Source organism: Halovibrio variabilis (assembly GCF_007991175.1).
GTDB classification, from domain to species: domain Bacteria; phylum Pseudomonadota; class Gammaproteobacteria; order Pseudomonadales; family Halomonadaceae; genus Vreelandella; species Vreelandella variabilis.
Window position 1 is genome coordinate 1 of record NZ_BJXV01000025.1, and the last position, 26,363, is coordinate 26,363.

General features: G+C 51.1%; 20 protein-coding genes. 14 read left to right on the forward strand and 6 right to left on the reverse strand.

Annotation, left to right across the window (positions count from 1 at the left end; translation table 11 throughout):
• Nucleotides 1-269: 269 nt before the first annotated feature.
• From thpD to HVA01_RS16330, 3 genes are read left to right on the forward strand one after another with little or no spacing between them, the layout of a single operon-like run.
• A complete protein-coding gene (gene thpD / locus HVA01_RS16320) occupies nucleotides 270-1,181 on the forward strand; it encodes an ectoine hydroxylase (protein WP_146876472.1) in 912 nt (303 codons plus the stop codon).
• Nucleotides 1,182-1,186: 5 nt separating this feature from the next.
• Complete coding sequence (locus HVA01_RS16325) at nucleotides 1,187-2,188, forward strand: 2-hydroxyacid dehydrogenase (RefSeq protein ID WP_146876473.1); 1,002 nt, start codon at nucleotides 1,187-1,189, stop codon at nucleotides 2,186-2,188.
• 44 nt (nucleotides 2,189-2,232) lie between these two features.
• Nucleotides 2,233-2,835 carry a glutathione S-transferase N-terminal domain-containing protein gene (locus tag HVA01_RS16330; RefSeq protein WP_146876474.1) on the forward strand — a complete coding sequence of 201 codons (603 nt, stop codon included), beginning with the start codon at nucleotides 2,233-2,235 and terminating at the stop codon, nucleotides 2,833-2,835.
• Nucleotides 2,836-2,841: 6 nt separating this feature from the next.
• Here HVA01_RS16330 and trmB read toward each other — a convergent pair whose 3' ends face one another.
• Genes trmB through thiS form a run of 3 tightly spaced genes read right to left on the reverse strand, consistent with a single transcriptional unit; the run spans nucleotide 2,842 to nucleotide 4,696 of the window.
• Nucleotides 2,842-3,609 carry a tRNA (guanosine(46)-N7)-methyltransferase TrmB gene (gene trmB / locus HVA01_RS16335; RefSeq protein ID WP_146876475.1) on the reverse strand — a complete coding sequence of 256 codons (768 nt, stop codon included), beginning with the start codon at nucleotides 3,607-3,609 and terminating at the stop codon, nucleotides 2,842-2,844.
• 15 nt (nucleotides 3,610-3,624) lie between these two features.
• On the reverse strand, nucleotides 3,625-4,434 hold the full coding sequence (locus tag HVA01_RS16340) for a thiazole synthase (protein ID WP_146876476.1): 810 nt from the start codon (nucleotides 4,432-4,434) through the stop codon (nucleotides 3,625-3,627).
• A 10-nt stretch (nucleotides 4,435-4,444) separates the two neighbouring features.
• A complete protein-coding gene (gene thiS, locus HVA01_RS16345; RefSeq protein ID WP_146876477.1) occupies nucleotides 4,445-4,696 on the reverse strand; it encodes a sulfur carrier protein ThiS in 252 nt (83 codons plus the stop codon).
• A 127-nt stretch (nucleotides 4,697-4,823) separates the two neighbouring features.
• On the opposite strand from thiS, the gene HVA01_RS16350 reads away from it, so the two are divergent.
• On the forward strand, nucleotides 4,824-5,228 hold the full coding sequence (locus HVA01_RS16350; protein ID WP_146876478.1) for a DUF423 domain-containing protein: 405 nt from the start codon (nucleotides 4,824-4,826) through the stop codon (nucleotides 5,226-5,228).
• Here HVA01_RS16350 and HVA01_RS16355 read toward each other — a convergent pair.
• From HVA01_RS16355 to HVA01_RS16365, 3 genes are all read right to left on the reverse strand, one after another.
• Nucleotides 5,205-7,694: an EAL domain-containing protein gene (locus tag HVA01_RS16355; protein ID WP_146876479.1), complete on the reverse strand. Its 2,490-nt coding sequence runs from the start codon at nucleotides 7,692-7,694 to the stop codon at nucleotides 5,205-5,207. The two genes, HVA01_RS16350 and HVA01_RS16355, sit on opposite strands and share 24 nt — an antisense overlap.
• A 152-nt stretch (nucleotides 7,695-7,846) precedes the next feature.
• On the reverse strand, nucleotides 7,847-8,263 hold the full coding sequence (locus HVA01_RS16360; RefSeq protein ID WP_146876480.1) for a PaaI family thioesterase: 417 nt from the start codon (nucleotides 8,261-8,263) through the stop codon (nucleotides 7,847-7,849).
• 68 nt (nucleotides 8,264-8,331) lie between these two features.
• Complete coding sequence (locus tag HVA01_RS16365; protein WP_146876481.1) at nucleotides 8,332-10,518, reverse strand: malate synthase G; 2,187 nt, start codon at nucleotides 10,516-10,518, stop codon at nucleotides 8,332-8,334.
• Between the two features lie 215 nt (nucleotides 10,519-10,733).
• Here HVA01_RS16365 and HVA01_RS16370 point away from each other — a divergent pair, with 215 nt between their 5' ends.
• The 10 genes from HVA01_RS16370 to HVA01_RS16415 all read left to right on the forward strand — a co-directional run bounded on the left by HVA01_RS16370 (nucleotide 10,734) and on the right by HVA01_RS16415 (nucleotide 26,072).
• Entirely contained in the window at nucleotides 10,734-11,720 is a 987-nt protein-coding gene (locus HVA01_RS16370) for an alpha/beta hydrolase (RefSeq protein WP_146876482.1), read from the forward strand.
• Nucleotides 11,721-12,371: 651 nt separating this feature from the next.
• Entirely contained in the window at nucleotides 12,372-14,507 is a 2,136-nt protein-coding gene (locus HVA01_RS16375; protein WP_146876483.1) for a polysaccharide biosynthesis protein, read from the forward strand.
• 330 nt (nucleotides 14,508-14,837) lie between these two features.
• On the forward strand, nucleotides 14,838-15,965 hold the full coding sequence (locus tag HVA01_RS16380; RefSeq protein ID WP_146876484.1) for a polysaccharide export protein: 1,128 nt from the start codon (nucleotides 14,838-14,840) through the stop codon (nucleotides 15,963-15,965).
• Between the two features lies 1 nt (nucleotide 15,966).
• A complete protein-coding gene (locus tag HVA01_RS16385) occupies nucleotides 15,967-16,434 on the forward strand; it encodes an arsenate reductase/protein-tyrosine-phosphatase family protein (protein WP_146876485.1) in 468 nt (155 codons plus the stop codon).
• A gap of 74 nt (nucleotides 16,435-16,508) precedes the next feature.
• Nucleotides 16,509-18,707, forward strand: coding sequence for a polysaccharide biosynthesis tyrosine autokinase (locus HVA01_RS16390; RefSeq protein ID WP_146876486.1), 2,199 nt, complete (start codon nucleotides 16,509-16,511; stop codon nucleotides 18,705-18,707).
• Between the two features lie 30 nt (nucleotides 18,708-18,737).
• Nucleotides 18,738-19,760 carry an NAD-dependent epimerase gene (locus HVA01_RS16395; RefSeq protein WP_146876487.1) on the forward strand — a complete coding sequence of 341 codons (1,023 nt, stop codon included), beginning with the start codon at nucleotides 18,738-18,740 and terminating at the stop codon, nucleotides 19,758-19,760.
• A 61-nt stretch (nucleotides 19,761-19,821) separates the two neighbouring features.
• A complete protein-coding gene (locus tag HVA01_RS16400; RefSeq protein WP_146876488.1) occupies nucleotides 19,822-21,162 on the forward strand; it encodes a UDP-glucose dehydrogenase family protein in 1,341 nt (446 codons plus the stop codon).
• Between the two features lie 445 nt (nucleotides 21,163-21,607).
• A complete protein-coding gene (locus HVA01_RS16405; RefSeq protein WP_218031567.1) occupies nucleotides 21,608-22,735 on the forward strand; it encodes an NAD-dependent epimerase/dehydratase family protein in 1,128 nt (375 codons plus the stop codon).
• 25 nt (nucleotides 22,736-22,760) lie between these two features.
• Nucleotides 22,761-24,302: an oligosaccharide flippase family protein gene (locus HVA01_RS16410; protein WP_146876489.1), complete on the forward strand. Its 1,542-nt coding sequence runs from the start codon at nucleotides 22,761-22,763 to the stop codon at nucleotides 24,300-24,302.
• A gap of 6 nt (nucleotides 24,303-24,308) precedes the next feature.
• Nucleotides 24,309-26,072: a thiamine pyrophosphate-binding protein gene (locus HVA01_RS16415; protein ID WP_146876490.1), complete on the forward strand. Its 1,764-nt coding sequence runs from the start codon at nucleotides 24,309-24,311 to the stop codon at nucleotides 26,070-26,072.
• Nucleotides 26,073-26,363: the final 291 nt, after the last annotated feature.

Genomic DNA, 26,363 nt, shown 5'->3' on the forward strand with positions numbered 1-26,363 from the left:
TGAGCCGCTGGCAACCAGGACAGCTGTTGATTTAAGAATCATTGCCCGTTTGCTGTCATGGTTTCTCCCTCTCATTGCTAGTCACGGTCTTTTTGCCGCTCCATTGGAGCGGCTTTCTTTTTTTCTGCTCCCCGTTAATTCCCCCCAGTTTGCGCAAGCGGCCCGTTGGCTGGCGTAGCGATATTGCCGATGTGCGTTTTGGCGTCTACGTTTGATAAGGGATGCCTAAAGGCGTTTCTTGACATGCCTAACTAACGGAGGAGTTTGCCATGAGCGATTACCAAGATCTTTTCCCCACTCGTTTGGAACGCAAGCTAGGAATGTTCGAGCGCATCGACCCAGTGGTGTACGGGGATGAGTCCCAACTGGCCAATGGCCCATTGGATAGGTCGCAAATTGAGGAGTACGAGCGGAAGGGCTTCCTCTCGTTTGAAGGATTTTATGACGCCGACGATATGCAGGTTTTTCTTCAAGAGCTGCGGGAGTATGAGGATGATGCCGACCTTAAACTTTCCGAAGGCACTATTCTTGAACCGGGGCGTGAAGAAATACGCACCATTTTCGGTATCCACGATGTGTCAAAGCGCTTTCAGCGCCTGACCCGGGATCCCAGGCTATTGGCGATGGTTAAGCAACTGCTGGGCAGCGATGTGTATATCCATCAGTCGCGGATTAACTATAAGCCAGGCTTTAAAGGCAAAGGGTTTGAGTGGCACTCCGATTTTGAAACATGGCATAGCGAAGACGGCATGCCGCGTATGCGTGCGCTCAGTTGCTCTATCGTGCTCACCGACAACGGTGAGTTTAACGGGCCACTGATGCTGATTCCCGGTTCGCACCGTTACTTTATCCCCTGCGTGGGGCGCACGCCGGAAGACAACTATAAAGAGTCGCTTAAAAGCCAGGATGTAGGGGTGCCGCCAGCCAGCAGCCTCCGTGAGCTAATGTTGGAAAACGATATTGAAGCGCCGAAGGGTCCCGCTGGCTCGCTGGTGATTTTTGAATGCAATACCATGCATGGCTCCAACATCAATATGTCCTGCTGGCCGAGAAGCAATCTGTTTTTTGTTTACAACAGCGTTGAAAACACGCTCCACGACCCCTACTGCGGTAACCGGCCTAGGCCCGAGTTTCTGGCTAACCGTTCCGACTGGGAGCCCCTTGAGCCGATTGAGGAGTAACGAGAATGCGCATCGCCGTGTTTAGCGCTAAGCCTTATGATCGCACTTTTCTGACCCGCGCCAACGCGGCAGAGCGCCACTCGATCAGCTTCTTCGATGCGCGGCTAACCGTGGATACGGCGCCTTTGGCTAAGGGCTTTGACGGTGTATGCGCCTTCGTTAACGATAACCTTGAGGCGGCCGTCTTGCATCAGTTGCATGGCCATGGCACAACGCTAGTCGCGCTGCGTTCGGCGGGCTTTAATCATGTGGATTTGGCTGCTGCCGAGCGCTTGGGCATGACGGTGGTGCGAGTGCCCGCCTATTCACCCCATGCGGTGGCCGAGCATGCAGTGGCGCTGTTGCTAAGCCTTAATCGCCTGACCTATCGCGCTTACAACCGGGTGCGCGAGGGTAACTTCGCCCTGGATGGCCTGCTGGGCTTCGACCTTTACGGCAAAACCGTGGGCGTTATCGGCACCGGGCATATTGGGCTGATATTTGCCGATATTATGCACGGCTTTGGCTGCCAAATAGTCGCAAGCGACCCCTTTCCCAGTCCGGACGCTAAATCCTTTGTGGAGTACGTGCCGCTAGAGACATTGTATGCCCAGGCGGATATTATCTCGCTGCACTGTCCGTTGACCTCAGACACCGATCACTTGATTGATGCCCATGCCATCGCGCAAATGAAGCCGGGCGTGATGCTAATCAACACCGGCCGCGGGCGAGTGGTCGATACCCAAGCGGTCATTGCGGGTCTGAAAAGCGGCAAAATCGGCCGCTTAGGGTTAGATGTCTACGAAGAGGAAGAACAGCTGTTTTTCGAAGACCTCTCCCAGGGCGTGATCGACGATGATCAATTCATGCGCCTAACCACCTTCCACAACGTGCTAATCACCGGCCATCAAGCCTTCTTTACCGCCGAGGCGCTGACCAATATTGCCGAAACCACCCTGGCTAATATTGATGCTTTTGATCGTGGAGAAGGAACCATGCATCGTGTCGTTAACGCGACGCTGGACTAGTCGTCAGTCGCTTAGCACTCGTTTAACCTTATGGTGAGACCGCCATGCAGCTCTATTTAAATGCCTCTTCCCCCTATGCGCGCGTTGTCCGCGTGTGCCTGTATGAAAAGCATCTTATCGAGCGTACCGAGCTTTGCTGGTGCGACCCTTGGGCGGCGGATAGCGAGCTTTTACAGATTACCCCGCTAAGCCGCGTGCCGACACTGGTGACCGATGACGGTGAGGTGCTGACGGAGTCGCTTCTGATTGCCCACTATTTGGATGCCGTGGGTGAGGGGCCGTCTCTGATACCCAGTCAGACATTAGCGGAAACCCTAGCGCTGGCAGGGCTGGGGCAGGGCTTGATGGACGCCGCGTTCAACGTGGTGATTGGCCGCAAGCATGGCGGTAATGAAGTGGATACGACGCTGTTGGGGCAGCGCCGTTTAAAAGCCATCGAACGTTCTCTAGCCACACTCACTGCCCACCCCCGCGTGCTGGCGGGCAGTGCCCAGCGCACCCTGGGAGCGATTACCGTTGCCGTTGCGCTGGCTTATATCAGTTTTCGGCTACCGGCTTTTGACTGGCAAAACCGCTACCCAACGCTACATGAGTGGCAGGCGAAAGTGGTAGAGGGCGAAAGCTTTGCGATGACTGAATTTGAGTAGTGCCGGTTAATCGCTTCGCTGGTAAATCAAGTCCCAAACCCCATGGCCGAGTTTTTCGCCACGCGCTTCAAACTTGGTCAGCGGGCGAAACGCCGGGCGCGGCACGAACGGGGCGGTATCGGCGCTAGCGGTATTGGCATAACCAGGAGCGGCTTCCATAGTTTCTGCCATCCATTCGGCGTAGGCTTCCCAGTCGGTCGCGAGGTGGAAAGTGCCGCCGGGTTTTAAGCGCGTACGAATCAGCTCAACAAACGCGGGCTGCACGATGCGCCGCTTATGGTGCTTCTTCTTCGGCCAGGGGTCGGGGAAGAACAGCTGCAGCGTGGTCAGCGAGCCTTCGGGAAGGCAGTGCTCAAGTACGGCAAGCGCGTCTTCACGGTAAACGCGCAGGTTAGTCAGGCCGCGTTTATCGACTTCATCTAATAGCTTACCAACGCCAGGCGCGTGGACCTCGATGCCGATGAAGTCGGTATCCGGGTGGGTTTCAGCCTGCTCAATCAGCGAGTTGCCCATGCCAAAGCCAATCTCAACCACCCGCGGCGCCTGGCGGCCAAACAGGTCGTCCAGGTCTTGACGACCGTCGGCGATGGTGAGGCCAAAACGCGGCCAAACGTCTTCCAATCCACGGTTTTGGGCCGGGGTCATACGCCCTGCGCGAATCACATAGCTTTTAATCCCGCGGCGGTGCAGCGGTGCATCCTTCTCTTCGGGGCCGGTAGCGCTGCTTTCGGGCGCGTCGTGGCTTGCGGTTACGGCATCATTGGGTTCAGTCATGGGGTCTCGACTCAATTAACCGTTAATACGGCCAGCGAAAGGTGAAGAGGGGTCGGCCCCCTGGCGGCGTTGCATGCGGCCGGCCAAAAAGGCGTCGCGACCCGCCTCAACGGCGAGCTTCATGGCGTTGGCCATGCGTAGCGGGTCGCGGGCGTGGGCAATGGCGGTATTGAGCAGCACACCATCGCAGCCCAGTTCCATGGCCATGGCCGCGTCTGACGCCGTGCCAATGCCTGCATCCACCAGTACCGGTACGTTGCTCTGCTCAACAATGAGTCGAATATTGTAGGGGTTCTGAATGCCGTGGCCGGAGCCAATCAGCGAACCTAGCGGCATGATGGCGCAGCAACCCATGGCGTCTAATTCACGTGCCACAATAGGGTCGTCGCTAGTGTACACCATGACGTCAAAGCCGTCGGCGAGCAGCGTTTCGGCGGCTTTTAGCGTTTCCACCACGTTGGGGTAGAGCGTTGCTTCGTCGCCGAGTACTTCCAGCTTGACTAAGTTGTGGCCATCAAGCAGTTCGCGGGCCAAGCGACAAGTACGCACGGCGTCTTTAGCGGTATAGCAGCCGGCGGTATTGGGCAGCAGTGTATAGCGCTCGGGGGAGATGGCGTCGAGTAGATTGGGCGCCTCGGCGTCCTGACCTAAATTAGTCCGCCGTACCGCGAACGTCACGATGTCGGCACCGCTTTGGGCAATGGCGGCACCGGTTTCAGCAAAATCTTTGTACTTGCCTGTGCCAACCAGCAGGCGCGAGTGAAAGTCGCGTCCGGCAATGGTTAGCGGTGTATCGGCTAGCGGTACATGGGTTTGTTGGGTCATAGTGTTTCCTCTAGCCGCCGCCAATCGCGTGGACGACTTCCACGTGGTCGCCATCGACCAAGCGGGTGTCGGCGTGTTGGCTGCGGGGAACGATCTCTTCGTTTATCTCAACGGCAATACGGCGGCCGCTAAGGCCGAGCTGTTCAACCAAGTCAGCAACGGTGTGACCCGCCGTCAACGTATGCGGATCGCCGTTGAGGCGTATTTGTGTCGAGCCAGTTTGAGTAGACGTAGCTTGAGTAGAATTAGCTTGAATAGACATAGATAGCAGCGTCTCATTAATCGAGGCAATGTATATTCTATTATTGTAGCGGTTTCGCGCCTTTCAAGGTACGCCGTAGGCGTAAACAGTCCAACAGATGAAAGGCAATCGGGATCAGGAGAGCAGCGTGCAACGAACAGATAAAGTCTGGTGGTGTATCGCGGCGCTGTCGGGCGCCGTTATGGTGATGCTGGGGGCTTATGCCGCCCACGGTATGGCCGCGCGCGCAGCCGAGGCCATGGTGAGTGCCGTTGAAACCGGCGTGCGCTATCAGGCGTGGCACACGCTGGCTATCATGACCGTGCTGGTATGGCGACAAGTTCAGCCACTTGCCGGCCAGCGTTGGGTGCTGGCGCTATGGGCGCTCGGCATGGCGTGCTTCTCCGGTTCGCTCTACTTAATGGCGTTGGCGGGGCTGAGCCTGGGTATTGTCACGCCGATCGGCGGTGTATTGCTGATGGCCGGATGGTTGGCGCTGGGGGCAGTGGCACTTTTTGCGCGCTATCCGTCAAGCAACGTGGTCGGCGGATAGCGCTTTGACAAAGTCTAGCGCAGGCGCGGGGCGGTCAAACAGAAAACCCTGAAACAAGTGACAGCCCAGATTGACGAGCACTAGGCGCTGGTCGTCGGTTTCAACTCCTTCAGCAATAATCCCAAGCCCCAGGCTTTCGGCGAGCGCAATAATGGTGGCGGCGATGGGCTTGGCCTGCATGTCCAGGGTTAAATCGCGTACAAACGCGATGTCGATTTTGAGGGTGTCGAGGGGTAATAGTTTCAGGTAGGCAAGCGACGAGTAGCCGGTGCCGAAGTCATCAAGGGCAAAGCTAACGCCGAGATGGCGAAGCGTTTTCATCTTGTTGATGGTTCCCTCGGGGTCGCTGAGTAGTAGTGATTCGGTCAACTCCAGCGTTAAGCGCTCGGGCGGCGCGCCATACGCTGCCACTACCGTCATCACCTGGTCGGCAAAATCGGGTTGCTGAAACTGACGAACGCTGACGTTCAATGAAAGCTTCACATGCTGCAGCCGCGGGTCTTGGCGCCATTCGCCCAGCAGTCGGCAGCCTTCCTTCAAAACCCAGTCCCCCAGCGGGAGAATCAGTCCGGTTTGTTCGGCGAGGGGGATAAAGTGCCCCGGCGAAATCATGCCCCGCTCCGGATGTTGCCAGCGAACCAGCGCTTCGGCGCCAATTGTATTGCCTGCCTCGTTTACCTGCGCCTGGAGGTAGAGGCGCAGTTCATCATGGTCAATTGCGTGACGTAATTCGCGTTCGAGCGTTAAGCGCTCTTCTAGCTCATCTTCCTGGGCTTGTTGAAAGAACTGGGGGCGGCCATCGCCTAGCCGCTTGGCTTCCAGCAGGGCAAGATCGGCCCGTTTAAACAGCGGTGCGCTACTGTCATGTTCGCGGGGGCTGAATATCAACGCCCCCACGCTTAGCCGGCAGAGGTAGCGATGGCCTTGAAGCGAGTAGTCGGCGGTCAAGGCGGCTACTATCTTTTCGATAAGGGCGTGGGCTTCGTGCTGCGCGCTGGCTTCATGCGTGGATGAAAGCGTGCCCAGTAAGGCGAATTCGTTGCCGTCGAGCCGGGCGACATTGAGCCCGTTGGCTGCCCATTGCTGCAAGCGCTCGCCGAATTGGCGCAGAAGCTCATCGCCAATGTCTTGCCCCAGGCTGTCGTTAAGCACCTTAAAGCGGTCAATGTCCAACAGCGCCAATAGCGCCCGGTGCTGGTTGGCCTGGGGCGTTTGAGAGCAGGCGGCCAGGAGTTCCTGTAGGGCCTGCCGATTGGGAAGCCCCGTCAGTGTGTCATGGTAGGCCAAATAGCGGATCCGCTGTTGGGCTTGGTGCTCTTCGGAGCGGTCGCTGAGGAGCGCCACGTAATCGCGGACGTCGCTGTCGGCGTAGGTGACACGGCTAACGCTCAACCAGGCTGGAAACCCTTCGCCGTTGGCGCGTAGGGCGGTGATCATGCCGCGCCATTCGCCCTGTTTTGCCAATGCTTGGCGGATGTGCTGACTCAGTGCCTGGCTATCTTGAGCGTAGGCAAGCTGTGAAACCGACGTACCTATCAACGCCTCGCTGTTACTCCCCACTAGCCGCTCGAATGCCGCGTTACACAGGCGGATGCGTGCCCGGTCGTCGAGTAAAATCACGCAATCTTGTAGAGCGGAAACGACCTCAAGCAAACGGGTTTGGGTCATGTATTCATGGCGCTGGCTGTCATTCAGGCGGCGCTGTACCTGGGTCGCCACCAGGGCAAGCAGCGCTGTTAGCACAGCAACGCCGCCAATAGCAGCAATAAGCCAATGCGAGGCTGATGGTAAGGAAGACGTCGCGGCGCTGGGGTCAGGTACAAACCAGGCGGCTTGCATGGCAACGTAATGCATCCCACACACGGCGATGGAGACACACAGCGCGGCGATAAAGGCGCAGCTTCTAGATCGCTTTAGCCCCCATTCTTGCTGGCAGAGACGATAAGCATAAACACTGACAATACCTAAGCCAATCGCCCCCAATAGCGATACCCAAAAAAGCCCTAAGGCATGGTACAGCTCGGCGGGCATCCGCATCGCGGCCATGCCGCTGTAGTGCATTAGCCCAATGCCAGCCCCAAGGCTGACGCCCGCGAGCAGCAGCGCACGGTGGGAAGGCGTATCGCGGGAAAGCACCACCATGACGCTAAGGCTGCCTAAAATGGCGGGCACAATGGACAGCAAGGTAAGCAGCGGCGCATGGCTCACGGGAAAATCAAGCTGGTAGGCATGCATACCAATAAAGTGCATGCTCCAAACCCCCAGTCCCATTGAGCTGGCGCCCGCAAGCAGCCATACGCGACGCCACATCGGTCGCGACATCTTGCTGACCAGCTTGATGATATCCAAACCGGCGTAAGAAGCTGCTAGGGCCACTAGCCAGGAAACCAGCACCAGGGAGGCCTCATGCTCACCCTGAATGGCATTCAGGGTTTGGGGGTCGGGCAAAATATTGGATACGAGCATTAAAAATTGCCAGCCCTGATGGGAAGATGAGTAAACATTTTAGAATGGCGTTTAAAACGCTGACGATAACGCACCCAAAAATCCTAACACGGAAAACACTCCACTGGTGAAAATGTATTTTATCTATTTAAATCAATATCTTGTATATTTATTTAGGGTTTTTCTGGCAGCGCATAGCTAGAGGTGACATGCACCACGGGGCGCGTTGCGTCACTGGCTGAGAAGAGTTGTACTTCGCCCACGGCCATGCGACGGCCCAGCTTTATCAATTTGGCGTGGGCAATTATATCGTGATCGCCTGACGCTGCGCGTAGGAAATGGCAGTTGAAGTCGCTGGTCACGGCCATGGGTTCGGGGCCAATTTGCGCCAATATCGCCACATAAAGTGCCACATCCGCAAAGCCCATCATGGTAGGACCGGAAACCCGCGGGCCGGGGCGCAGGTGCTGGTGGCCGATAGCTAAGCGCAGGGTGGCGGTCATTTCCCCTATGCTTTCTATACTACCCATCCGCTGGGGAAAAACGTCGTCTAAAAAGTGCTCGATTTGCTCGGTGGTCATGACGGTCATGTTGTTATCCTATAAAAAAAGCCCCGAGGCAAAAGCCTCGAGGCTGATTAAACCATAAAATGAATTTGCTACGCCTTTTGCACCTTGGCCTTATGCACCTGGCGCCATTCGTGGAGTAGCGGCTCGGTGTAGCCGGAAGGCTGCACGCGGCCTTTGAAGATCAGGTCTGAGGCGGCTTTGAACGCGGTGGAGCCTGCAAAGTCGGCACTCATAGCGGTGTAGGTCGGGTCGCCTGCGTTCTGTTCATCAACCACTTTGGCCATGCGCTTGAGCGTTTCTTCCACCCGTGGGGCATCAACAATGCCGTGCAGCAGCCAGTTGGCAATGTGCTGGCTGGAGATACGCAGCGTGGCGCGGTCTTCCATCAAGCCCACGTCGTGGATGTCCGGCACTTTTGAGCAGCCCACGCCGTGCTCTACCCAGCGTACGACATAGCCCAAAATACCCTGGCAGTTGTTGTCCAGTTCCTGCTGCTTTTCGTCATCGGACCAGTTGGCGTTTTCCGCCACCGGCACGGTGAGTAGGTCGTCCAAAAAGTCAGGTTCGCCCAACTCTTCCAACTCACGCTGAACGTCCGTGACGTTAACTTGATGGTAGTGCAGTGCATGCAGCGCGGCGGCCGTCGGCGATGGTACCCAGGCGGTGTTGGCACCCGCTTTCGGGTGGCCGATTTTCTGCTCCAGCATGTTATGCATCAGGTCGGGCATGGCCCACATACCCTTGCCGATTTGCGCACGACCGCGCAGCCCGCAGGCAAGGCCCACCTGCACGTTGCTCTTCTCGTAGGCCTGAATCCACGCGGCGCTCTTCATATCCCCTTTACGCACCATGGGTCCCGCTTCCATCGCGGTATGCATTTCGTCGCCGGTGCGGTCGAGGAAGCCGGTATTGATAAACGCCACCCGTGAAGCCGCTTCGGCGATACACGCTTTGAGGTTAACGGTGGTGCGGCGCTCTTCGTCCATGATGCCCATTTTCAGGGTATCGCGGCTCATGCCCAGAATATCTTCAACACGGCTAAACAGTTCGTTGGCGAAGGCGACCTCTTTAGGTCCGTGCATCTTCGGCTTCACGATGTAAACAGAGCCGGTGCGCGAGTTGCGCGGCTGGTCAGCGTCTTTTTTCAGGTCGTGCAGCGCGAGTAGCGAGGTCACGACCGCATCCAGGATACCTTCCGGCAGCTCGTTTCCGCTTGCATCCAAGATCGCCGGTGTGGTCATTAAGTGACCTACATTACGCACGAACATCAGTGAACGACCGGGTAGCGTGACGCTGCTGCCATCGGTGGTTTGCCAGGTGCGGTCGGCGTTAAGTTGACGGGTAAACGTCTTGCCGCCTTTGTCGATCTTCTCTTCAAGATCACCTTTCATCAGGCCCAGCCAGTTGCTGTAAACACCGACCTTGTCTTCTGAATCAACGGCGGCAACCGAATCTTCGCAATCCATGATGGCGGTCAGCGCGGCCTCCACCACCACATCTTTAACGCCAGCCGGGTCGGTTTTACCGATGGAGTCGCTGGGGTCAATCTGGATTTCCAGGTGCAGGCCGTTGTTACCCAGAAGAATCGCTTCTGGTTTGGCGGCTTCGCCGCTAAAGCCAATCAGCTTGCCAGCATCCTGCAGGCCGGTTTCACGACCGCCTTCCAGGGTTACCACCAAATGCTCATCACGAATGGCGTAATTCACGGCATCACGGTGTGAACCAGTCGCCAGCGGCGCCGCGCGGTCAAGCACGCCACGGGCGTAGGCAATCACTTTGGCGCCGCGCTTCGGGTTGAAGCTGGTGCCTTTCTCGGCGCCATCGTCTTCGGAAATCGCATCGGTGCCATACAGGGCGTCATAAAGGCTGCCCCAGCGCGAGTTAGCCGCATTCAGCGCATAGCGGGCGTTACTCACCGGCACGACCAACTGAGGCCCCGCTTGAACGGCGACTTCGCGGTCAACGTTGGCAGTGGTCGCTTTGACGTTAGCCGGGGCTTCCGCCAGGTAGCCGATCTCTTTCAAGAAGCGGCGGTATCCCGGCATATCGGTGACCGGGCCAGGGTTTTCCCGGTGCCATACGTCGAGTTTTTCTTGCAGTGTGTCGCGTTCTTCTAGCAACTGGCGATTTTTGGGTGTCAAATCATGAAACAGGGCATCGACACCGGCCCAAAAGGTGTTTTCATCAATGCCCGTTCCCGGTAGCGCCTGCTCATTGATAAACCGATCTAAATCGCCTGCCACCTGTAGACGGTGGCGCGTGATACGCTCGCTCATGGGGTTTCTCCTGTGATGATGCTCGTGGGAAATAGAATTGCCGCGAGCCGAGTGAAATGTATTTATGGAAAATAATTCCACAGCTGGTCGGGCATGTAAACAGCGTAGACCCTAACGCGCTAAAATGCTCGACCAAATGACGAGTTAGGTGGTTGGGTACGCGACCCATCTGCCGCGTCTAGGTCAACGGAAAATGGCGTTACGGAGAAACTACGATGGGTGATTTCCAGCATCTGGAAGGCATATTCCGCCACGCCTCGGGCGAGAGCGCCCTAGTGAGGTTACTACCAGGTGATGCGCTGGCAGACGCCGTGCAAGGTTATTTCCGCCTCTATGGCCTAGAAGCGCTGTTCGTGGATACCCACGCCGTACACGCAGGTTTTATCGACACCGGGCGTTTTGCGTTGTGGTGCCAAGTGTGGAGCCCCCCACAGCCGCTAGGCACCGCCTTTGTGGTACACGGCTACTTTGATCACATGGGGTTATATCGCCACCTGCTCGAACGCTTGCTGGCCAAAGGCTGGCGGGTGGTGCTGTGGGATCTGCCTGGTCACGGTCTTTCCAGCGGGGCGCGTGCCGAAATAGACGATTTTGACGACTACCAGCACTGCCTTGCCCACCTACAGACAACCTTAAAGAGTGAAGGCATGGCGCCTGAGCCGTGGTTAGGGGTGGGACAGAGTACCGGCGGGGCGATTCTGGCCACCGATGCGCTCACCCGGCGCGAGGCGGCAGGCTGGTCAGGTTTGGTGTTGCTGGCGCCTCTGGTTCGCCCTTGGGGTTGGAGCCAAACAAGCTGGTTGCACCTGATCGCCAGTCCGTTTTTAAAGGAGTTACCGCGTAAATACCGGCCCAACTCGACTGATGAGCAGTTCAACACATTTTTACGTGAGGGCGACCCGCTGCAGCCTGAGCGCTTAAGCGTTGCCTGGGTGAGCGCAATGCGCCGCTGGATGCCGCGCCTGTTGGCGTTGCAACCCAACCCGCTAGCCACCTTGATCCTTCAGGGCGAAGAGGATCAGACCGTCGATTGGGAGTGGAATCTAGCCATTCTGGCCAAGAAGTTCCCCAACGCCGACATTCATCGCCACCCAGAAGCCCGCCACCACTTGGTCAACGAGGCCAGCCCTATCCGTGAAGAGTTGTTTGACGCGCTGGATAGGTTTGTCGATCAAATCAGTCAATCATCCAGCCCAGAATAGTAATAAAAATCCCCAGGCTTGATGATGCACCTCATCTAACGGCCCTCCCCGCTGCCTCTGAAAATCTCTATTTTCAAGTATAAGTTATTGAAAATATAAAGTATTTTACGGCGAATTAGCACGTAATTTATATATATTAACATTATGTAACTGAATGCTGGGCAAAATTCTGATCCCCGTTTGAAGGCTGCACGCCGCGTATTTTTTAGAAAATAAGATTTTTAAATACAGTATATTACGATCAATAGCTAATAAAAATTAGCCTTTATGGTGTTTTATCTATCCCTGCCCTGTGCGGCGTCTAATCGCCCAAAAGCTATCCTTTGGTAGCATGAAATCTACCTAGAGTGTTGCGAATCGTTTTATAAACGTGTAGAAAAGTAACTAGATTGTCTCGGCATAGAAATAAATTGCTTGTATACTGAGCTCATCAGCGAAAATTAATCTTTATTTATAATTATAAGCTACTGGTTATTAACGATTTATAGAGAAATTTTAGGCTACGCGAGTCCGCGTTCAGCAAGTTTGCAAATGTAATCTATTGTTAAGATTAAGTAAGCGTAAGCGGAATACGTCAGTGTAAGTGGAAATAGTGCATTAACGATTGGGTATTGGGCAGGTTCTAGGCAGGGTCAAAATGGGGAAGCCATCATGATGTTTTTTATCAAAACGTTATTCGGGTTAACAAGGCGCCACAAGCAGCTGATCCAGCTCTTTGTTGACACCTTGTTGATGGTGGGCAGCTTTATGTTGGCGATGCTGTTGCGATTAGATTCTCTAGCGTTTTTGGTAAATGATTCGGTGTGGTTGGCCTTGCCGGTGATGGTCCCCGTCAGCTTGTTCATTTTTATCCGCCTTGGTTTTTATCGTTCAATCGTGCGCTTCATGGATATTAAAGCATTGCAGGCGCTATCAGCAGGCGTTCTTGGGTCGGCATTAACGCTATATATCGTCAGCATGGTGTTGAGTCTCCCTGTACCAAGGTCAGTGCCTTTCATCTATGCAATGCTGGCCTTCATTACCATTGGCGGCATACGGCTGGCGCTACGGCTAATCTATCAGCGCGGCCAGCAGCTGCAAAAAACCCGGGTATTGATTTATGGCGCAGGTGCTGCCGGGCGTCAGTTGGTGGTTTCTCTGCGCCATGGGCGTGACTATGAACCGATAGGGTTTGTTGATTATGCGCCACTTTTGCAAGGTACTCATGTGCAGGGGTTAAGAGTTTACAGCCCTGAGGCGACACCAAAGCTAATTGAAAACTTTGGCGTAGAGAAGTTTCTGTTAGCTATTCCTGAGGCAACACGCGCAAGGCGACAAGAGGTCATCGAATCAATAGAACCGCTGTCGATACCGGTACAAACCATTCCCGATATGGCCGATATTGTTTCGGGCAAGGCCAAGTTCAATGAGCTGCGCGATGTGCGCGTTGAAGATTTACTCGGTCGTGATCCTGTCCCACCGGACCCAAAATTAATGGGTGCTAATATTACTCATAAAGCGGTCATGGTAACGGGGGCCGGTGGCTCAATTGGTAGCGAGCTCTGTCGACAGATTGTTCGGCTGCTTCCTGAACGGTTAATCATCGTTGATTCATCTGAATACTCTCTTTATAAGATCGATCAAGATCTTGCTCAATTGATTGAAAAGGACAAACTAAACGTTGAGGTTAAGCCTGCGTTGGTCTCAGTGCGCAATGGTGACGTTATATCCCGTCTGATTCGTACCTTTAAAATCGATACTATTTACCATGCTGCTGCTTATAAGCATGTACCTCTCGTTGAGTTTAATCCCGCAGAAGGAGTGCTTAATAACGTTTTTGGCACCCTGGCCGTCGCCAAGGCCGCGATAAAAGAAGGCGTTGAGTCTTTTGTGCTGGTCTCCACAGATAAGGCGGTTCGGCCAACGAATGTGATGGGAGCCAGCAAACGGATGGCCGAGCTGGTTTGCCAAGCCTGCGCAGATAAACAAACCGATACGCGTTTTTCGATGGTGCGTTTCGGCAACGTGCTGGGTTCCTCAGGCTCGGTGGTTCCTCTCTTTCGTCGGCAAATTGAGAAAGGGGGGCCTATCACCGTTACCCATCCTGATATTACCCGCTACTTCATGACCATTCCTGAAGCTGCACAATTGGTGATTCAAGCCGGTGGCATGGCAACAGGGGGGGATGTCTTTGTTCTGGATATGGGCAAGCCAGTTAAAATTGTAGAGCTTGCTACCCGGATGGTGAAACTGTCGGGATTGAGCTGTCGCTTTATGTCCGTTCCTACCGATGTAAAGACTATCGCCGTTCAAGCAAAAGAAATCCTTCTCGATAAAAAAGGCGAAATACTGATTCAATTCACCGGATTACGCCCAGGTGAAAAGTTATATGAGGAATTGTTAGCAACAGATAGTGCAACGCAAACGCGGCACCCCAGGATAATGACAGCGTCAGAAGGTTTTTTAGCATGGAGTGAGCTTGAGCCCGTGCTCTCTCATCTAGAGGCGGCATGCAAAAACCAGGATGCCGTGAAAATACGTGAACTACTGATTGCAGCGCCTACGGACTATCAGCCCCAGTCAGATATCGTGGATCATTTTTGGCTGTCTTCTCCCCTCCATCATTTAGCAAAAAAATCGTCTACTAATGCTTCTACTAATACTTCCGCTCATTCAAAAGACCTCGCTGACTGCGAGTTAAAAAGCACGGCAAGCCAGCCTGGAAAAATCAAGCTCTCTATGGAAGAGCTAGAGGCTATCCCGAAGGTGGGTTTAGTGATTGATAGTGTCAATGGCAGGCAAAGCTAGTGGACAGGCAATCGTTTTTTACGTGAGCAAGAACTGTGTGGCCGAGATAATCCAGCTGTGTCAGCAGGCAATGAATAAGTAACGTTAGATGGTTTTGGCGTCATCTGAGTGGATTAATAAATAACTGTTAATTTAGCCGGCCTCGAGGATGCGCCAATAATACCTCGGGGCGGTAGCGTGCCTAAAAATTATTAAGACAGCGTTATGAAGACAATGCTATTAAAACAATAAAAGGCGCCAAACGTACGGTAACAAACGACTGGGAATCGCCTCTTCAGAAAAGGAGCCGTCACGGTCTTTCGCTCAATTCACGCTCAGGTAGACGTTGTCATGAGAAAACAAACTATTTTCCGCTTACTGGTTGTAGCCTCACTTGCCTTACTGATAGCTGGGTGTTCAATAGCGCCGGGGGGGGATATTGACTACGATGCCCCAGAGCCACCTGACGTGATGCCGTTAGTGGATATCAAACCCATAACGCCTGAATTGATTTGGTCGCTGGAGGTTCAGCAAGACCAAGAGCGTGGAGTACACCCAGTTACCGATAAGTTGCGCAACGAAATTACCGATTACGAATATACGTTAGGGGTAGGCGATGTGCTGAGCATTGTGGTCTATGATCACCCTGAGTTAACCATTCCTACTGGCGGTGAGCGTAGTGCCGTAGAGGCAGGCAACATAGTACGCTCTGACGGTACTATCTTTTACCCATTCGTTGGCCGTGTACACGTTGAAGGAAAAACGACCGAAGAAGTGCGTGTTCAGTTGACACGAGGGCTTTCGGATTTCCTCACAGAGCCACAAATAGACGTGTTTATTGCGGCATTTAATTCTAAGCGTTTCCATGTCACGGGTGCCGTTGCCGCGCCCGGTTCAGTGCCAGTGACTAACGTACCTTTAACCATCCTGGATGCTATTAATGAAGTGGGAGGGCCGACAGATAATGCGTTTTGGCACGAAATGTTTTTATTCCGCAATGGCACAGAAGAAGAACTATCCCTTTATTCCCTGTTGAGTGAAGGGGACCAACGGCAAAATCGCTTGCTTAGAGACGGTGATTTATTGCATATCCCTAGCGCCGATAACCAAGGCGTTGCGATGTTAGGTCAAGTACGCTCACCCGGCAACCTGCGTATGAACCGTGAACGCTTGTCACTCACCGATGCATTATCGCGTGCCGGAGGTATCAATGAACAAACCGCTGAACCCTCCGGTATCTTTGTGCTACGCCGTAATGAGCCGGGCGCTGAAAAGCTGGCCACGGTTTATCAGCTAGACGTTAGCAATGCGATCGCCTTGGTGATGGCGAGTAATTTTCAGTTAGAGCCTAAAGATGTGGTCTATGTCACCACCGCACCTATCGCTCGCTGGAACCGCGTGATTAGCCTTCTCCTGCCCTCACTCAACCTACCGCGTGATCTGGGCAATAGCAGTAATGGTTTAAACGACCTACTTTAATATGCCAAAACGTATCCTAGTCGTGTGTACCGGTAATATCTGCCGCAGCCCGGTAGCTGCCGCCATGTTGCAGGAGGGGCTTGCTGACATTGACGTGATGTCGGCAGGCCTCGCCGCCGGGAAAGGGGGCGCAGACGAGCGGATCGCGGCGCTTGCAAAAGCAGATGGGTACGACCTCGGCCAGCATCAGGCGCGGTCGATAGACCGTAATCTACTCGCCAACGCCGACCTTATTCTTGTTATGAGCGCCAAGCAAAGGCAGGTAATCGCGCGTCAATGGCCTGAGATGTTGGGGAAAACGTTACTGTTTGGTATGTGGCGAACAGATAAACCAATTGATGATCGAGATATTCCTGATCCCCATCAGCGTAGCGATGAGGTCTGTCAGCTGGTTTATGACACGATCAAAACGGCAAGTTCAGTGTGGCGAGAAAAGCTTAAAAACACCGGCGGTACGAGCGTGTGGTAAATAATTTAAAGCTTTTTAATTATCCATTTTCATGCGCCTAACGGTGTGTGACTGAGAGTGTAGCGATAGAACCAATGTCAGACTCATCACAGAAGAGTAACCAGGAAGAGACAATAGATCTGAGCCGGCTGTTTGGTGCGCTTTTTCGCAGAAAGTGGCTAATCATTGTCGTTACCTTAATATTCGCTTTTATTGGCATTGTACATGGCATGCTGGCAACCCCTATTTATCGTGCCGATGCACTGGTTCAAGTCGAAAGGCGTAATACCATTAGCCCGTTCGGCAATGTGGATAATGTCACGGGTATGGGCGCTGAGGAGTTAAATACCTCAGCCGAGCTGCAAATCCTACAGTCACGGATGGTGTTGGGTCAGGTAGTCGACCGGGTAGGTAGCGATTCTGTTATTTCGCCGGTGGAGTTGCCCTTTATTGGTGGCTTTGTACTACGAAGAGGCATACCTCGCCCTGATTTTATGGCGGGTTATCCGTATGTATGGGGGGGCGAAAGTATCAACGTAGCCCGCTTTAATACCGATGATCTTCATCGAGGTCAGCGCTTTACCGTTGAACGAGGGCCCGACGATACCTACTACGTGATGCAAGGTGACCGCGCGGTAACGGGTAAGCTAGGACGCCCAGAAGTATTTTATGAGGGCGGCCTTGAACTTACTATCGAAAGCTTTGATGCTGCCGAAGGCGCGCAATATGTATTGACTCGTTATCCTCAAACATCAGCAATCCGAGCTATTGCGAATCGGCTGCAAGTAATGGAAATTGGTGGCGTTGGCACCACAACAGGGATGATTCGTTTATTGATGTTGGGCGACGATCCTAGAGAAATTACTCGTAGCTTAGACGCCGTTGCGCAGACCTTCTTAACCCAGAATATCGAGCGACAATCAGAGCAGGCGCAGCAAAGCCTTGAGTTTCTCCATGAGCAAGCGCCTGAGCTACGTGAACAGTTAGATTTGGCGGAGCAAAATCTAAACGATTACCGCGCCAATCTTGACAGCGTTGACCTTAGCAGTGAGGCCCAGGCGGCTATCCAGCGTTATATCGAGTTGGATACGCGCCTTGACGAGCTGGAATTTCAAGAAGCCGAGTTGGCGCAACGCTTCACCCCCAGCCACCCCAACTATCAAGCACTGCTTCGTCAGCGGCGCCAAATTGAACGTGACTTACAGGAACTCAACGCCAGGGTGAATGAACTGCCCGCTGCCCAACAGGAAGTCTTGAGACGCACCCGTGATGTAGAAGTCACTCAAGCTATATACGTTAATATTCTCAACAAAATACAAGAGCTTGAAGTAGCTCGGGCAGGTACTATTGGCAATATTCGTATCATTGATGACGCCGTGCTCAGTGGGCAAATTGCGCCTAATTCAGCACGGATTCTTATCCTCTATACGGTTTTAGGGATGCTGCTGATTACTGGCTATGTGTTACTGAAAGAGCTTTTAAAGCGGGGGGTTGAATCTTCAGATCAGATAGAAAGCATCGGCCTAACGGTGTACGCCTCCGTACCGCAGTCTTCAGCGCAGCGAAAACTCAACCGAGCACTAAAACGGCGTGGACAAAAAACATCGAAAAATGTGGTGGGAGGGGTTCTTGCTCAGAGGAATCCGATGGATCTGTCCCTTGAGTCGCTAAGAGGCTTACGTACCAGCCTGCACTTTACCATGATGGATGGGCGTAATAACCGCGTCATGTTGACGGGCCCAAGCCCCGGGGTAGGCAAAAGTTTTGTCAGTATTAATTTGGGCGCTATCTCGGCGATGGCAGGCAAGAAAGTCCTGATTATCGATGCTGATCTTCGCAAAGGTAACTTGCATCACGCCTTCGGCCAAGCAAGCGCGGGTGGCTTGGTTGAGTTTCTCAGTGGCGAACTAACGCTTGAGGATATTATTAAGCCAACAGGTGTCGCCAATTATGATGTTATTACGCGAGGCGTAGTGGCTAGCAATCCTTCTGAACTGCTCATGCGACCAGGTTTTGAGCATGCGCTGGAAGACCTTAGCGAAATGTATGACATGGTGATTGTCGATACGCCGCCGGTGCTTGCCGTTACCGACGCCTGCGTGGCAGGGAAGCATTGTGGCACCACGCTATTGGTAGCCAGGTTCGATAAGAACTCGGTGCGTGAAATACGCATGGCCAAGAAACGCTTAGAAGGCAGCGGGCTTGAAATTCAAGGCGCTATTTTGAACGGTGTTAAAATCGCCCCAAGGGGTGCGTCGGGTTATTATGGCTACGGCACTTACAAATATCAGTAGGTTAAGCCAAGCATTCAAAGAGAGATAGTGATGAAAATTCTTGTGACCGGCGCGGCAGGTTTTATTGGCTTTCATACGGCCAGCCGTCTACTCGAAAGGGGGGATGAGGTTGTTGGTTTTGATAGCCTCAACGATTATTACGATGTTGATCTTAAACAGCATCGTCTTGAACAGCTACACCGTTTATCTGACAAGACCGGTACTTACTTCCACTTTATCCGCGATAATTTAGCGGATCAAAAAGCGGTAACAGACTGTTTTAAAGAGTATACGTTTGATCGGGTTATTCATTTGGCGGCGCAAGCGGGAGTACGTTATTCGATTGAAAATCCACACAGCTACGTGGAAAGTAACATCGTTGCGTTTACCAATGTGCTTGAGGCCTGCCGCTACGCAAAAACGCCGCATCTAACTTACGCAAGCACAAGTTCTGTTTATGGCGCCAACACCCGCATGCCATTTTCTGAACACCATGGCGCCAATCATCCACTGCAGTTTTATGCAGCGACTAAAAAAGCCAATGAAATGATGGCGCATAGCTACAGCCATTTGTTTGGATTACCCACTACCGGGCTTCGCTTCTTTACCGTTTATGGCCCATGGGGCCGCCCAGACATGGCGCTGTTCAAATTCACCAAAAGTATGTTGGCAGATGAGCCAATTACGGTGTTCAACCATGGCAACCATACCCGTGATTTTACCTACGTGGATGACATCGTCGAGGGAGTGATTCGAGCTAGCGACCAGATTGCTGAGCCCAATGCCGACTGGAATAGCGATGATCCGGATCCTGCCACCAGTAATGCACCATATCGTCTGTTCAATATTGGCAATAATAACCCTGTGAAGCTGAGTGCTTACATTGAGGCGCTTGAGCAAGCGCTAGACAAAACGGCCAAGCAGGATTTATTACCCCTTCAGCCAGGTGATGTGCCAGATACCTATGCCGATAGCAGTGAATTGCAAAATGCCGTTGATTACCAACCCACAACGTCGGTAAAAGAGGGCGTGGCTAACTTTGTCGCTTGGTATCGTGAATATTATCAAGTGTGATTGCAGCAAGGCACAGTATCCACGTAGTTGTGAGACATCCAATGAATAGAAAAGGAATGGCATGAACGTCACGGTGTTTGGAACAGGGTATGTAGGTCTGGTGCAGGGCGCCATTTTGGCTGATGTAGGCCACCATGTTGTGTGCGTCGATGTAGATGCCGAAAAGGTCGAGCGGTTGACCCAAGGGCACATTCCTATTTACGAACCTGGCTTAGAGTCCCTTGTTCGTGAGAATTTTGCATCGGGGCGTTTAGAGTTCACTACCGATTCAGAGGCTGGCGTCAAGCACGGCCAAGTTCAGTTTATTGCTGTAGGAACGCCACCGGACGAAGATGGCTCTGCTGATCTTAAATATGTGCTGGCGGTTGCACAAACCATCGCCGAGCATATGGACCGCAAACAGATCATCATCAATAAATCGACAGTGCCCGTTGGTACTGCCGACAAAGTGCGCGCATGTATCACTGAGAAGCTAGCTGATCGTGGGCAAGGTGATTTGCAATTTGATGTGGTGTCAAACCCAGAGTTTCTGAAAGAGGGTAGCGCTGTTGCCGACTGCCAGAAACCCGACAGAATCATCATTGGTACCGAGAACGAGGCCACCATTGAAGTGATGCGTGAGCTGTACGCGCCGTTCAATCGCAACCATGACAAAGTCATTATCATGGATGTGAGAAGTGCCGAGCTTACCAAGTACGCGGCAAACTGTATGCTGGCCACTAAAATCAGTTTTATGAACGAAATAGCCAACTTGTCTGAGCGGTTAGGCGCTGATATAGAAATGGTTCGTCAGGGGATCGGTTCAGATCCGCGTATTGGCTACCACTTCATCTACCCTGGGGTAGGCTATGGAGGCTCATGCTTTCCCAAAGATGTGCAGGCGCTTATTCGGGCCTCAGACAACATCGACTTCGATGCTAAAGTGCTTAAAGCCGTTGAGGCACGTAATTATGAACAGAAAACCACGCTGTTCGAGAAAATCGCACGCCACTACGATAACGATTTAGCGGGAAAAACCTTCGCCTTATGGGGGCTGTCGTTTAAACCCAGCACCGACGACATGCGCGAAGCACCCAGTCGCGTGCTGATGGAGGCACTGTGGCAGGCAGGAGCCAAAGTACAGGCCTACGACCCGGAAGCGATGGAGGAGACCCAGCGACTCTACGGCAACCGCGATGATCTGACGTTGTGCGGAACTAAGGAATCGGCTCTAAAGGGTGCCGATGCGCTAGTCATCGTAACCGAATGGCAGAGTTTCCGGGCGCCTGACTTTGCTGCGCTGTCACGCGAACTGCGCCAGCCAGTTATATTCGATGGTCGTAACATGTTCGAGCCCGTGCGCATGATCGACAAAGGCTTCACCTACTACTCGGTGGGTCGCCAGCCCGTTCAGCACGGCTGAACACATGTTCTGCCATGAGCTTTTCACCACGGCCTCTTCCTTACGGATAGCAGGAAATTCCTGATAACCCACTGCGCCGGTTTTATCTGTTCGGTAGTGCTTTTTCATAATCCATGGGGACAGCGCCTTTCCAATCTGACAGCGACGTTACACACGAAGTGACAGGCCCAAATAACAACTCTTCAACGCTAAGCAACTAAAAACCGACGGCTGCTAAAGACCTCCAGTTCCATCATGGGTAAGTGGGTACTCGGTAGCCTGTTTATAACTCTCACCATGGCGGTGCTGGCAGACAGAGCCGCCGTGGTTTTTCTGGGTTCCAACTGAAACGCTTTAAAACGAATATCGCCTTCTCCCTTAAGTGAATAATTAGATACATAAAAGTAAAGGGATTATTATAACGAATAACCGGTTCATTATTACTGGAATCGAAAGGGCTAGCGTTATGTTCACAAGTAATGTAGGTGATAACCACCAAATGAAAATTTTAATATTAGCAGGCACAGGTTCAATGGGAACCCATTTGACAAGCCTTCTTAGCAAACAAGGTCACGATGTTTTCGTAACATCCCGCTCCAAGCACGAAGATTCCAATCGCATTAAATATTTGCAAGGAAACGCGCGGGATATAGAGTTTTTGAATGAAATTCTGGAAAGTCCTTGGAGCGCGATAGTTGATTTTTTGAACTACAGGACAGAAGAATTTAAGTCACGAATGAATTTATTGCTTGAATCAACAGATCAGTATGTGTTTATAAGTTCTGCACGCGTTTATTCCCAATCCGACTCGCCCATCATAGAAGAAACACCGCGGTTACTGGATGTATCAACTGATGAAGCCTATCTCAAAACCGACGAATATGGCTTGGCTAAAGCCCGTCAAGAAAATCTCCTGCAGGATTCTGGTAGTCAAAACTGGACGGTAATTCGCCCAAGTATAACCTTCAGTGAAGATCGTTTGCAGTTAGGTGTACTCGAAAAAGAGGCTTGGCTGTATAGAGCTCTCCAAGGCCGTAGCATTGTGTTTTCAGACGATATTGTAAATAAAGTGACGACAATGACCTACGGATGGGATGTAGCACAAGGTATTGCATCGATAGTTGCCAACGACAAAGCTTTAGGTGAGATCTTCCATATCACGTCTCAAGAATCATTCAGGTGGCATGAAATCCTTTCTATATATATTAATACCTTGGAGAACCATCTTGGTAAACGGCCTCGTGTAGTTATGGCGGGGAAATCGCCCAACCTAAGATTTAGTAAATATCAACTGATTTATAGTCGTTATTTTGATAGAAGATTTGACAATCAAAAAATTAATAACTTTTTACCAGTGGACGATTTTCAAAATATAAAGGGTAGCTTGCAAAAATGCCTTGAGGAGTTCCTAAAAGAGCCGATATTCCGCCCTATCAATTGGAAACTTGAAGCAGTTAACGATCGTGTAGCAGGCGAATATACGCCGCTAAAAAAAATCCCTAGTCTTAAGGCTAAAATAGATTATTTGGAAGAGCGTTTTAATATTTCTTTTTTCCTAAAATGGCCTAAGAAAATCTACCGCCTTTCCCGTTAATAAATTTATTTAGTTGTCAATATTGATGCCCACAAATAGCGATAAAAATACTCGAATAGCAAAGAATGCTCTTTTTCTTTATCTACGTTCGATCATAGTACTCCTGATAGCTCTATACACCACCCGGGTAGTTTTAGCTACATTAGGCGTTGAAGATTATGGTATTTATTATGTTGTTGCGGGAGTAATAGCTTTATTCTCATCAATTTCCAGTTCATTGTCAGGGGCAATTAGCCGATTTCTGACATTTGAGCTTGGCCGTGGTGACGAAAGCCAATTAAAGAAAGTGTTTTCAACAGGTGTCCAAATACAAGTTATCTTGGCATTCATTATTGTTTCTCTGATTTTGAGTGTTGGTGCCTGGTTTCTGCGTAATAAGTTAAGCATTCCGCCTGAGCGTATCGAAGCAGCTCATTGGGTCTTGGTGTGTTCCGCTTTAAGTTTTGGTTTCGGGTTAATTAGTGTCAGTTATAATGCGCTAATTATTGCCCACGAACGCATGAAAGCTTATGCCTACATAAGCATTCTAAGTGTATTTCTAAAACTTGGGGCGGTATTGTTGCTCACCGTTACCGCGTATGACAGTTTGAAAGCTTATGCTGTTTATTTGCTTGGCGTTTCGTTGATTACCCAGGCGTGTTATTGGACGTATTGCCGGTCTCAGTTTAAAGAGAGCCGATTTAATTTTGTCTGGGACAAAGAGTTACTCAAGCATATGTTCGGCTTTTCCGGCTGGGCGTTTGCAAGTTATGCTGTCGGTATGTTGAATATCCAAGGCGTAAATATCCTAACCAACATTTACTTCGGTGTTACCCTTAACGCGGCGAGGGGTATAGCGTCACAGGTCGAAGGGGCTTTGAAACAGTTTATCGGTAATCTAACTGTTTCTGTAAATCCACAGATCACGAAATCCTACGCGATTGATGATAAAAACTATATGTTTCAACTAATCTGCGGTGGAAGTAAGTTCGCCTATTTCTTGGCGCTTCTATTTGTGATACCTCTTTTTATTGAGGCAGAAACTGTACTGACACTTTGGTTGGAGAATGTACCTGAGTATGCAACGGTTTTTGTACGTCTCACTCTATTGACGATGCTACCCCAAGTGCTTGGCGGTATTTTGTTCACCGCGGCAATGGCGACTGGGAATATTCGTAACTATTCAATTATCATCAATGGCGTTAGTATCCTAACGTTTATTTTTGCCTGGCTACTTTTTTGGCTGGGTTTTCCAGCTGAGGTAGCGTATCTGGTGCATTTATTTATTCGTATTATACTTGTAGTTTTGCGAGTTTTTTTGCTAAAAAGCATGATCTCTTTTAGTCCTTCACTGTACTTTAAAAGTGTTTTTATAAGAATAATGCCTGTTTCACTCTTGGCGTTTTTAGTTCCGCTGCTGGTGCTTTTTGTGCCGATACCTCAATCGTTTTTACGCGTGGTATTGGTGACGCTAGTCAGTGTTCCGGTGACACTCCTCGTAGTTTATTGTTTAGGGCTGACAAAAGATGAGCGCAGTTTTGCTATTGGAAAGCTTAAACAGTTAAAGACAAGGTTTTATAAAGGTTAATCAAGAATGAGTAAATTTTACACAGATGATCGTAACGTCCAGATTCTTGTCGCTCTGCTTAAAGCACACGGTATTCGTAAAATTGTTGCTTCTCCCGGAACAACTAACATGGCATTGGTGGGAAGTTGCCAACATGATCCTTGGTTCGAGATGTACTCTTGCGTAGATGAGCGTTCCGCTGCATACATGGCCTGTGGGCTGGCGGCGGAGTCCGAGGAACCCGTTGTGCTAACCTGTACTGGGGCAACGGCGTCACGTAATTATTTTCCGGGCCTGACCGAAGCCTATTATCGAAAATTACCTATACTAGCGATAACATTTTTCGACAGTTATCATGGGATTGGGAACCTGGTTCCTCAGATGATAGACAGAAGTGTTTCACCGAAAGACACTGTACGCTATAAGGTAGAGCTCCCTCCCGTAAAAGATGAAGCAGACTTTAAGTTCGCGGAATTGAAATTAAATACGGCAATTTTAGAGTTGCGGCGGAATGGAGGAAGGCCAGTTCATGTTAATTTGGAAAACTCCCGTAAAAAATTTACCACGAAAGAGCTTCCACCTGTTCGTATTATTAATCGAATAACACGCAAAAGCGCTTTCCCGGCAATCCCGTCTGAGGCCAAGCGTATTGCGGTGTATATCTGCTCTCACTCCTCGTGGACAGAGTCACAAATTGAAAGCCTTGACGCCTTTTGTCAGCGTAACAACGCTGTCGTTTTTTGCGATCATACCAGTGGCTATAAAGGCAAGTATCGCATGATGTTTTCACTTGTCGCGACCCAGGACAGGTACTTTTCGCCCCTTTGTCGCCCTGATTTGTTGATTCACATTGGGGAAATGTCAGGTGATTATACAATTTATGGCCGAATGAGTAGCGCAAAAGAAGTCTGGCGCGTGAATGAAGATGGTGAGGTTCGTGATACCTTCGGTAAGCTACGCTATATTTACGAGATGGATGAGCAGGATTTCTTCGATTACTATACAAAATATCCGGTATCAACCTTGGTTAACACGGATGAATACCTGCAGTCTTGCATATCTGAGCACATTAGAATATCTGATAAAATTCCAGAGTTGCCATTTTCCAATATTTGGATTGCCAAAACAGTTGCGCCAAGGATTCCCGAAAAGAGCTTTTTTCACTTTGGCGTCAGTAACACAATGCGTTCCTGGACGTTTTTTGATGTTCCTCGCTCGGTTTCTACGAATGCAAATGTCGGTGGGCGGGGTATAGATGGAATGCTTTCCAGCCTTATCGGTGCCTCATTGGTTAATTCGAATGCCCTTCATTTTGGCGTTCTCGGTGATCTGACTTTCTTTTACGATATGAACTCGCTAGGAAATCGCCACGTAGGTAAGAATTTAAGAATCCTGTTGGTAAATAATGGCCGGGGGACGGAATTTAGACTCTACATGCACCCGGGACAAAAAATGCTGGGTAATGAAGCCGATTCTTATGTGGCGGCAGCTGGGCATTTCGGTAACCAATCTCCGGATTTGGTAAAAAACTATGTAACCGCACTGGGCTTTGAATACCTTCATGCCTCAAATAAAACAGAATTTACTGCTGTGATTGACCGATTTTTAACGCCGGAAATTACGGACAAGCCTATGCTTCTAGAGGTATTCACAGATTCGCAGGATGAAAGTGATGCTTTAGAAACGTTGAGAAACCTTGAAGTTTTGAAGGTCACACAATCAAAAGATCTTACTAGACGGATTCTTGGTAAGCGTGGGGTTAAGGTATTGAAGAAGGTATTGGGTAAGTAATGAAAGTGCTATCCCCAAGAAACCCCCTTAGCCGCAAGAGCATGAGGGTATAGATTTTTTGAATTATAGATATCACTCGGTAACCAGAAACCAGGACATTAGGCAGCTAATTATGAACGCCCGCACTGAGGAGTGTTTAGTAATGAATGATCTGGGGATCGAAAAGGCTTTGCAGTCTCAGGTTGCGGTGTTGTGACACAGGAAGGTTGCGATAGGTGATAGAATTCACTGTAAAAAAAAGAAAAAGGCTTGGGTTCTAAACAAAAGAACAGGCCCAGCCAAAACGTTGAC

Excerpts from the sequence above, each read along its gene's own strand:
- thpD (WP_146876472.1), top strand. The coding sequence starts at position 270 with ATGAGCGATTACCAAGATCTTTTCCCCACTCGTTTGGAACGCAAGCTA.
- HVA01_RS16325 (WP_146876473.1), top strand. The coding sequence starts at position 1,187 with ATGCGCATCGCCGTGTTTAGCGCTAAGCCTTATGATCGCACTTTTCTG.
- HVA01_RS16330 (WP_146876474.1), top strand. The coding sequence starts at position 2,233 with ATGCAGCTCTATTTAAATGCCTCTTCCCCCTATGCGCGCGTTGTCCGC.
- trmB (WP_146876475.1), bottom strand. The coding sequence starts at position 3,609 with ATGACTGAACCCAATGATGCCGTAACCGCAAGCCACGACGCGCCCGAA.
- HVA01_RS16340 (WP_146876476.1), bottom strand. The coding sequence starts at position 4,434 with ATGACCCAACAAACCCATGTACCGCTAGCCGATACACCGCTAACCATT.
- thiS (WP_146876477.1), bottom strand. The coding sequence starts at position 4,696 with ATGTCTATTCAAGCTAATTCTACTCAAGCTACGTCTACTCAAACTGGC.
- HVA01_RS16355 (WP_146876479.1), bottom strand. The coding sequence starts at position 7,694 with ATGCTCGTATCCAATATTTTGCCCGACCCCCAAACCCTGAATGCCATT.
- HVA01_RS16360 (WP_146876480.1), bottom strand. The coding sequence starts at position 8,263 with ATGACCGTCATGACCACCGAGCAAATCGAGCACTTTTTAGACGACGTT.
- HVA01_RS16365 (WP_146876481.1), bottom strand. The coding sequence starts at position 10,518 with ATGAGCGAGCGTATCACGCGCCACCGTCTACAGGTGGCAGGCGATTTA.
- HVA01_RS16370 (WP_146876482.1), top strand. The coding sequence starts at position 10,734 with ATGGGTGATTTCCAGCATCTGGAAGGCATATTCCGCCACGCCTCGGGC.
- HVA01_RS16375 (WP_146876483.1), top strand. The coding sequence starts at position 12,372 with ATGATGTTTTTTATCAAAACGTTATTCGGGTTAACAAGGCGCCACAAG.
- HVA01_RS16380 (WP_146876484.1), top strand. The coding sequence starts at position 14,838 with ATGAGAAAACAAACTATTTTCCGCTTACTGGTTGTAGCCTCACTTGCC.
- HVA01_RS16385 (WP_146876485.1), top strand. The coding sequence starts at position 15,967 with ATGCCAAAACGTATCCTAGTCGTGTGTACCGGTAATATCTGCCGCAGC.
- HVA01_RS16390 (WP_146876486.1), top strand. The coding sequence starts at position 16,509 with ATGTCAGACTCATCACAGAAGAGTAACCAGGAAGAGACAATAGATCTG.
- HVA01_RS16395 (WP_146876487.1), top strand. The coding sequence starts at position 18,738 with ATGAAAATTCTTGTGACCGGCGCGGCAGGTTTTATTGGCTTTCATACG.
- HVA01_RS16400 (WP_146876488.1), top strand. The coding sequence starts at position 19,822 with ATGAACGTCACGGTGTTTGGAACAGGGTATGTAGGTCTGGTGCAGGGC.
- HVA01_RS16405 (WP_218031567.1), top strand. The coding sequence starts at position 21,608 with ATGTTCACAAGTAATGTAGGTGATAACCACCAAATGAAAATTTTAATA.
- HVA01_RS16410 (WP_146876489.1), top strand. The coding sequence starts at position 22,761 with ATGCCCACAAATAGCGATAAAAATACTCGAATAGCAAAGAATGCTCTT.
- HVA01_RS16415 (WP_146876490.1), top strand. The coding sequence starts at position 24,309 with ATGAGTAAATTTTACACAGATGATCGTAACGTCCAGATTCTTGTCGCT.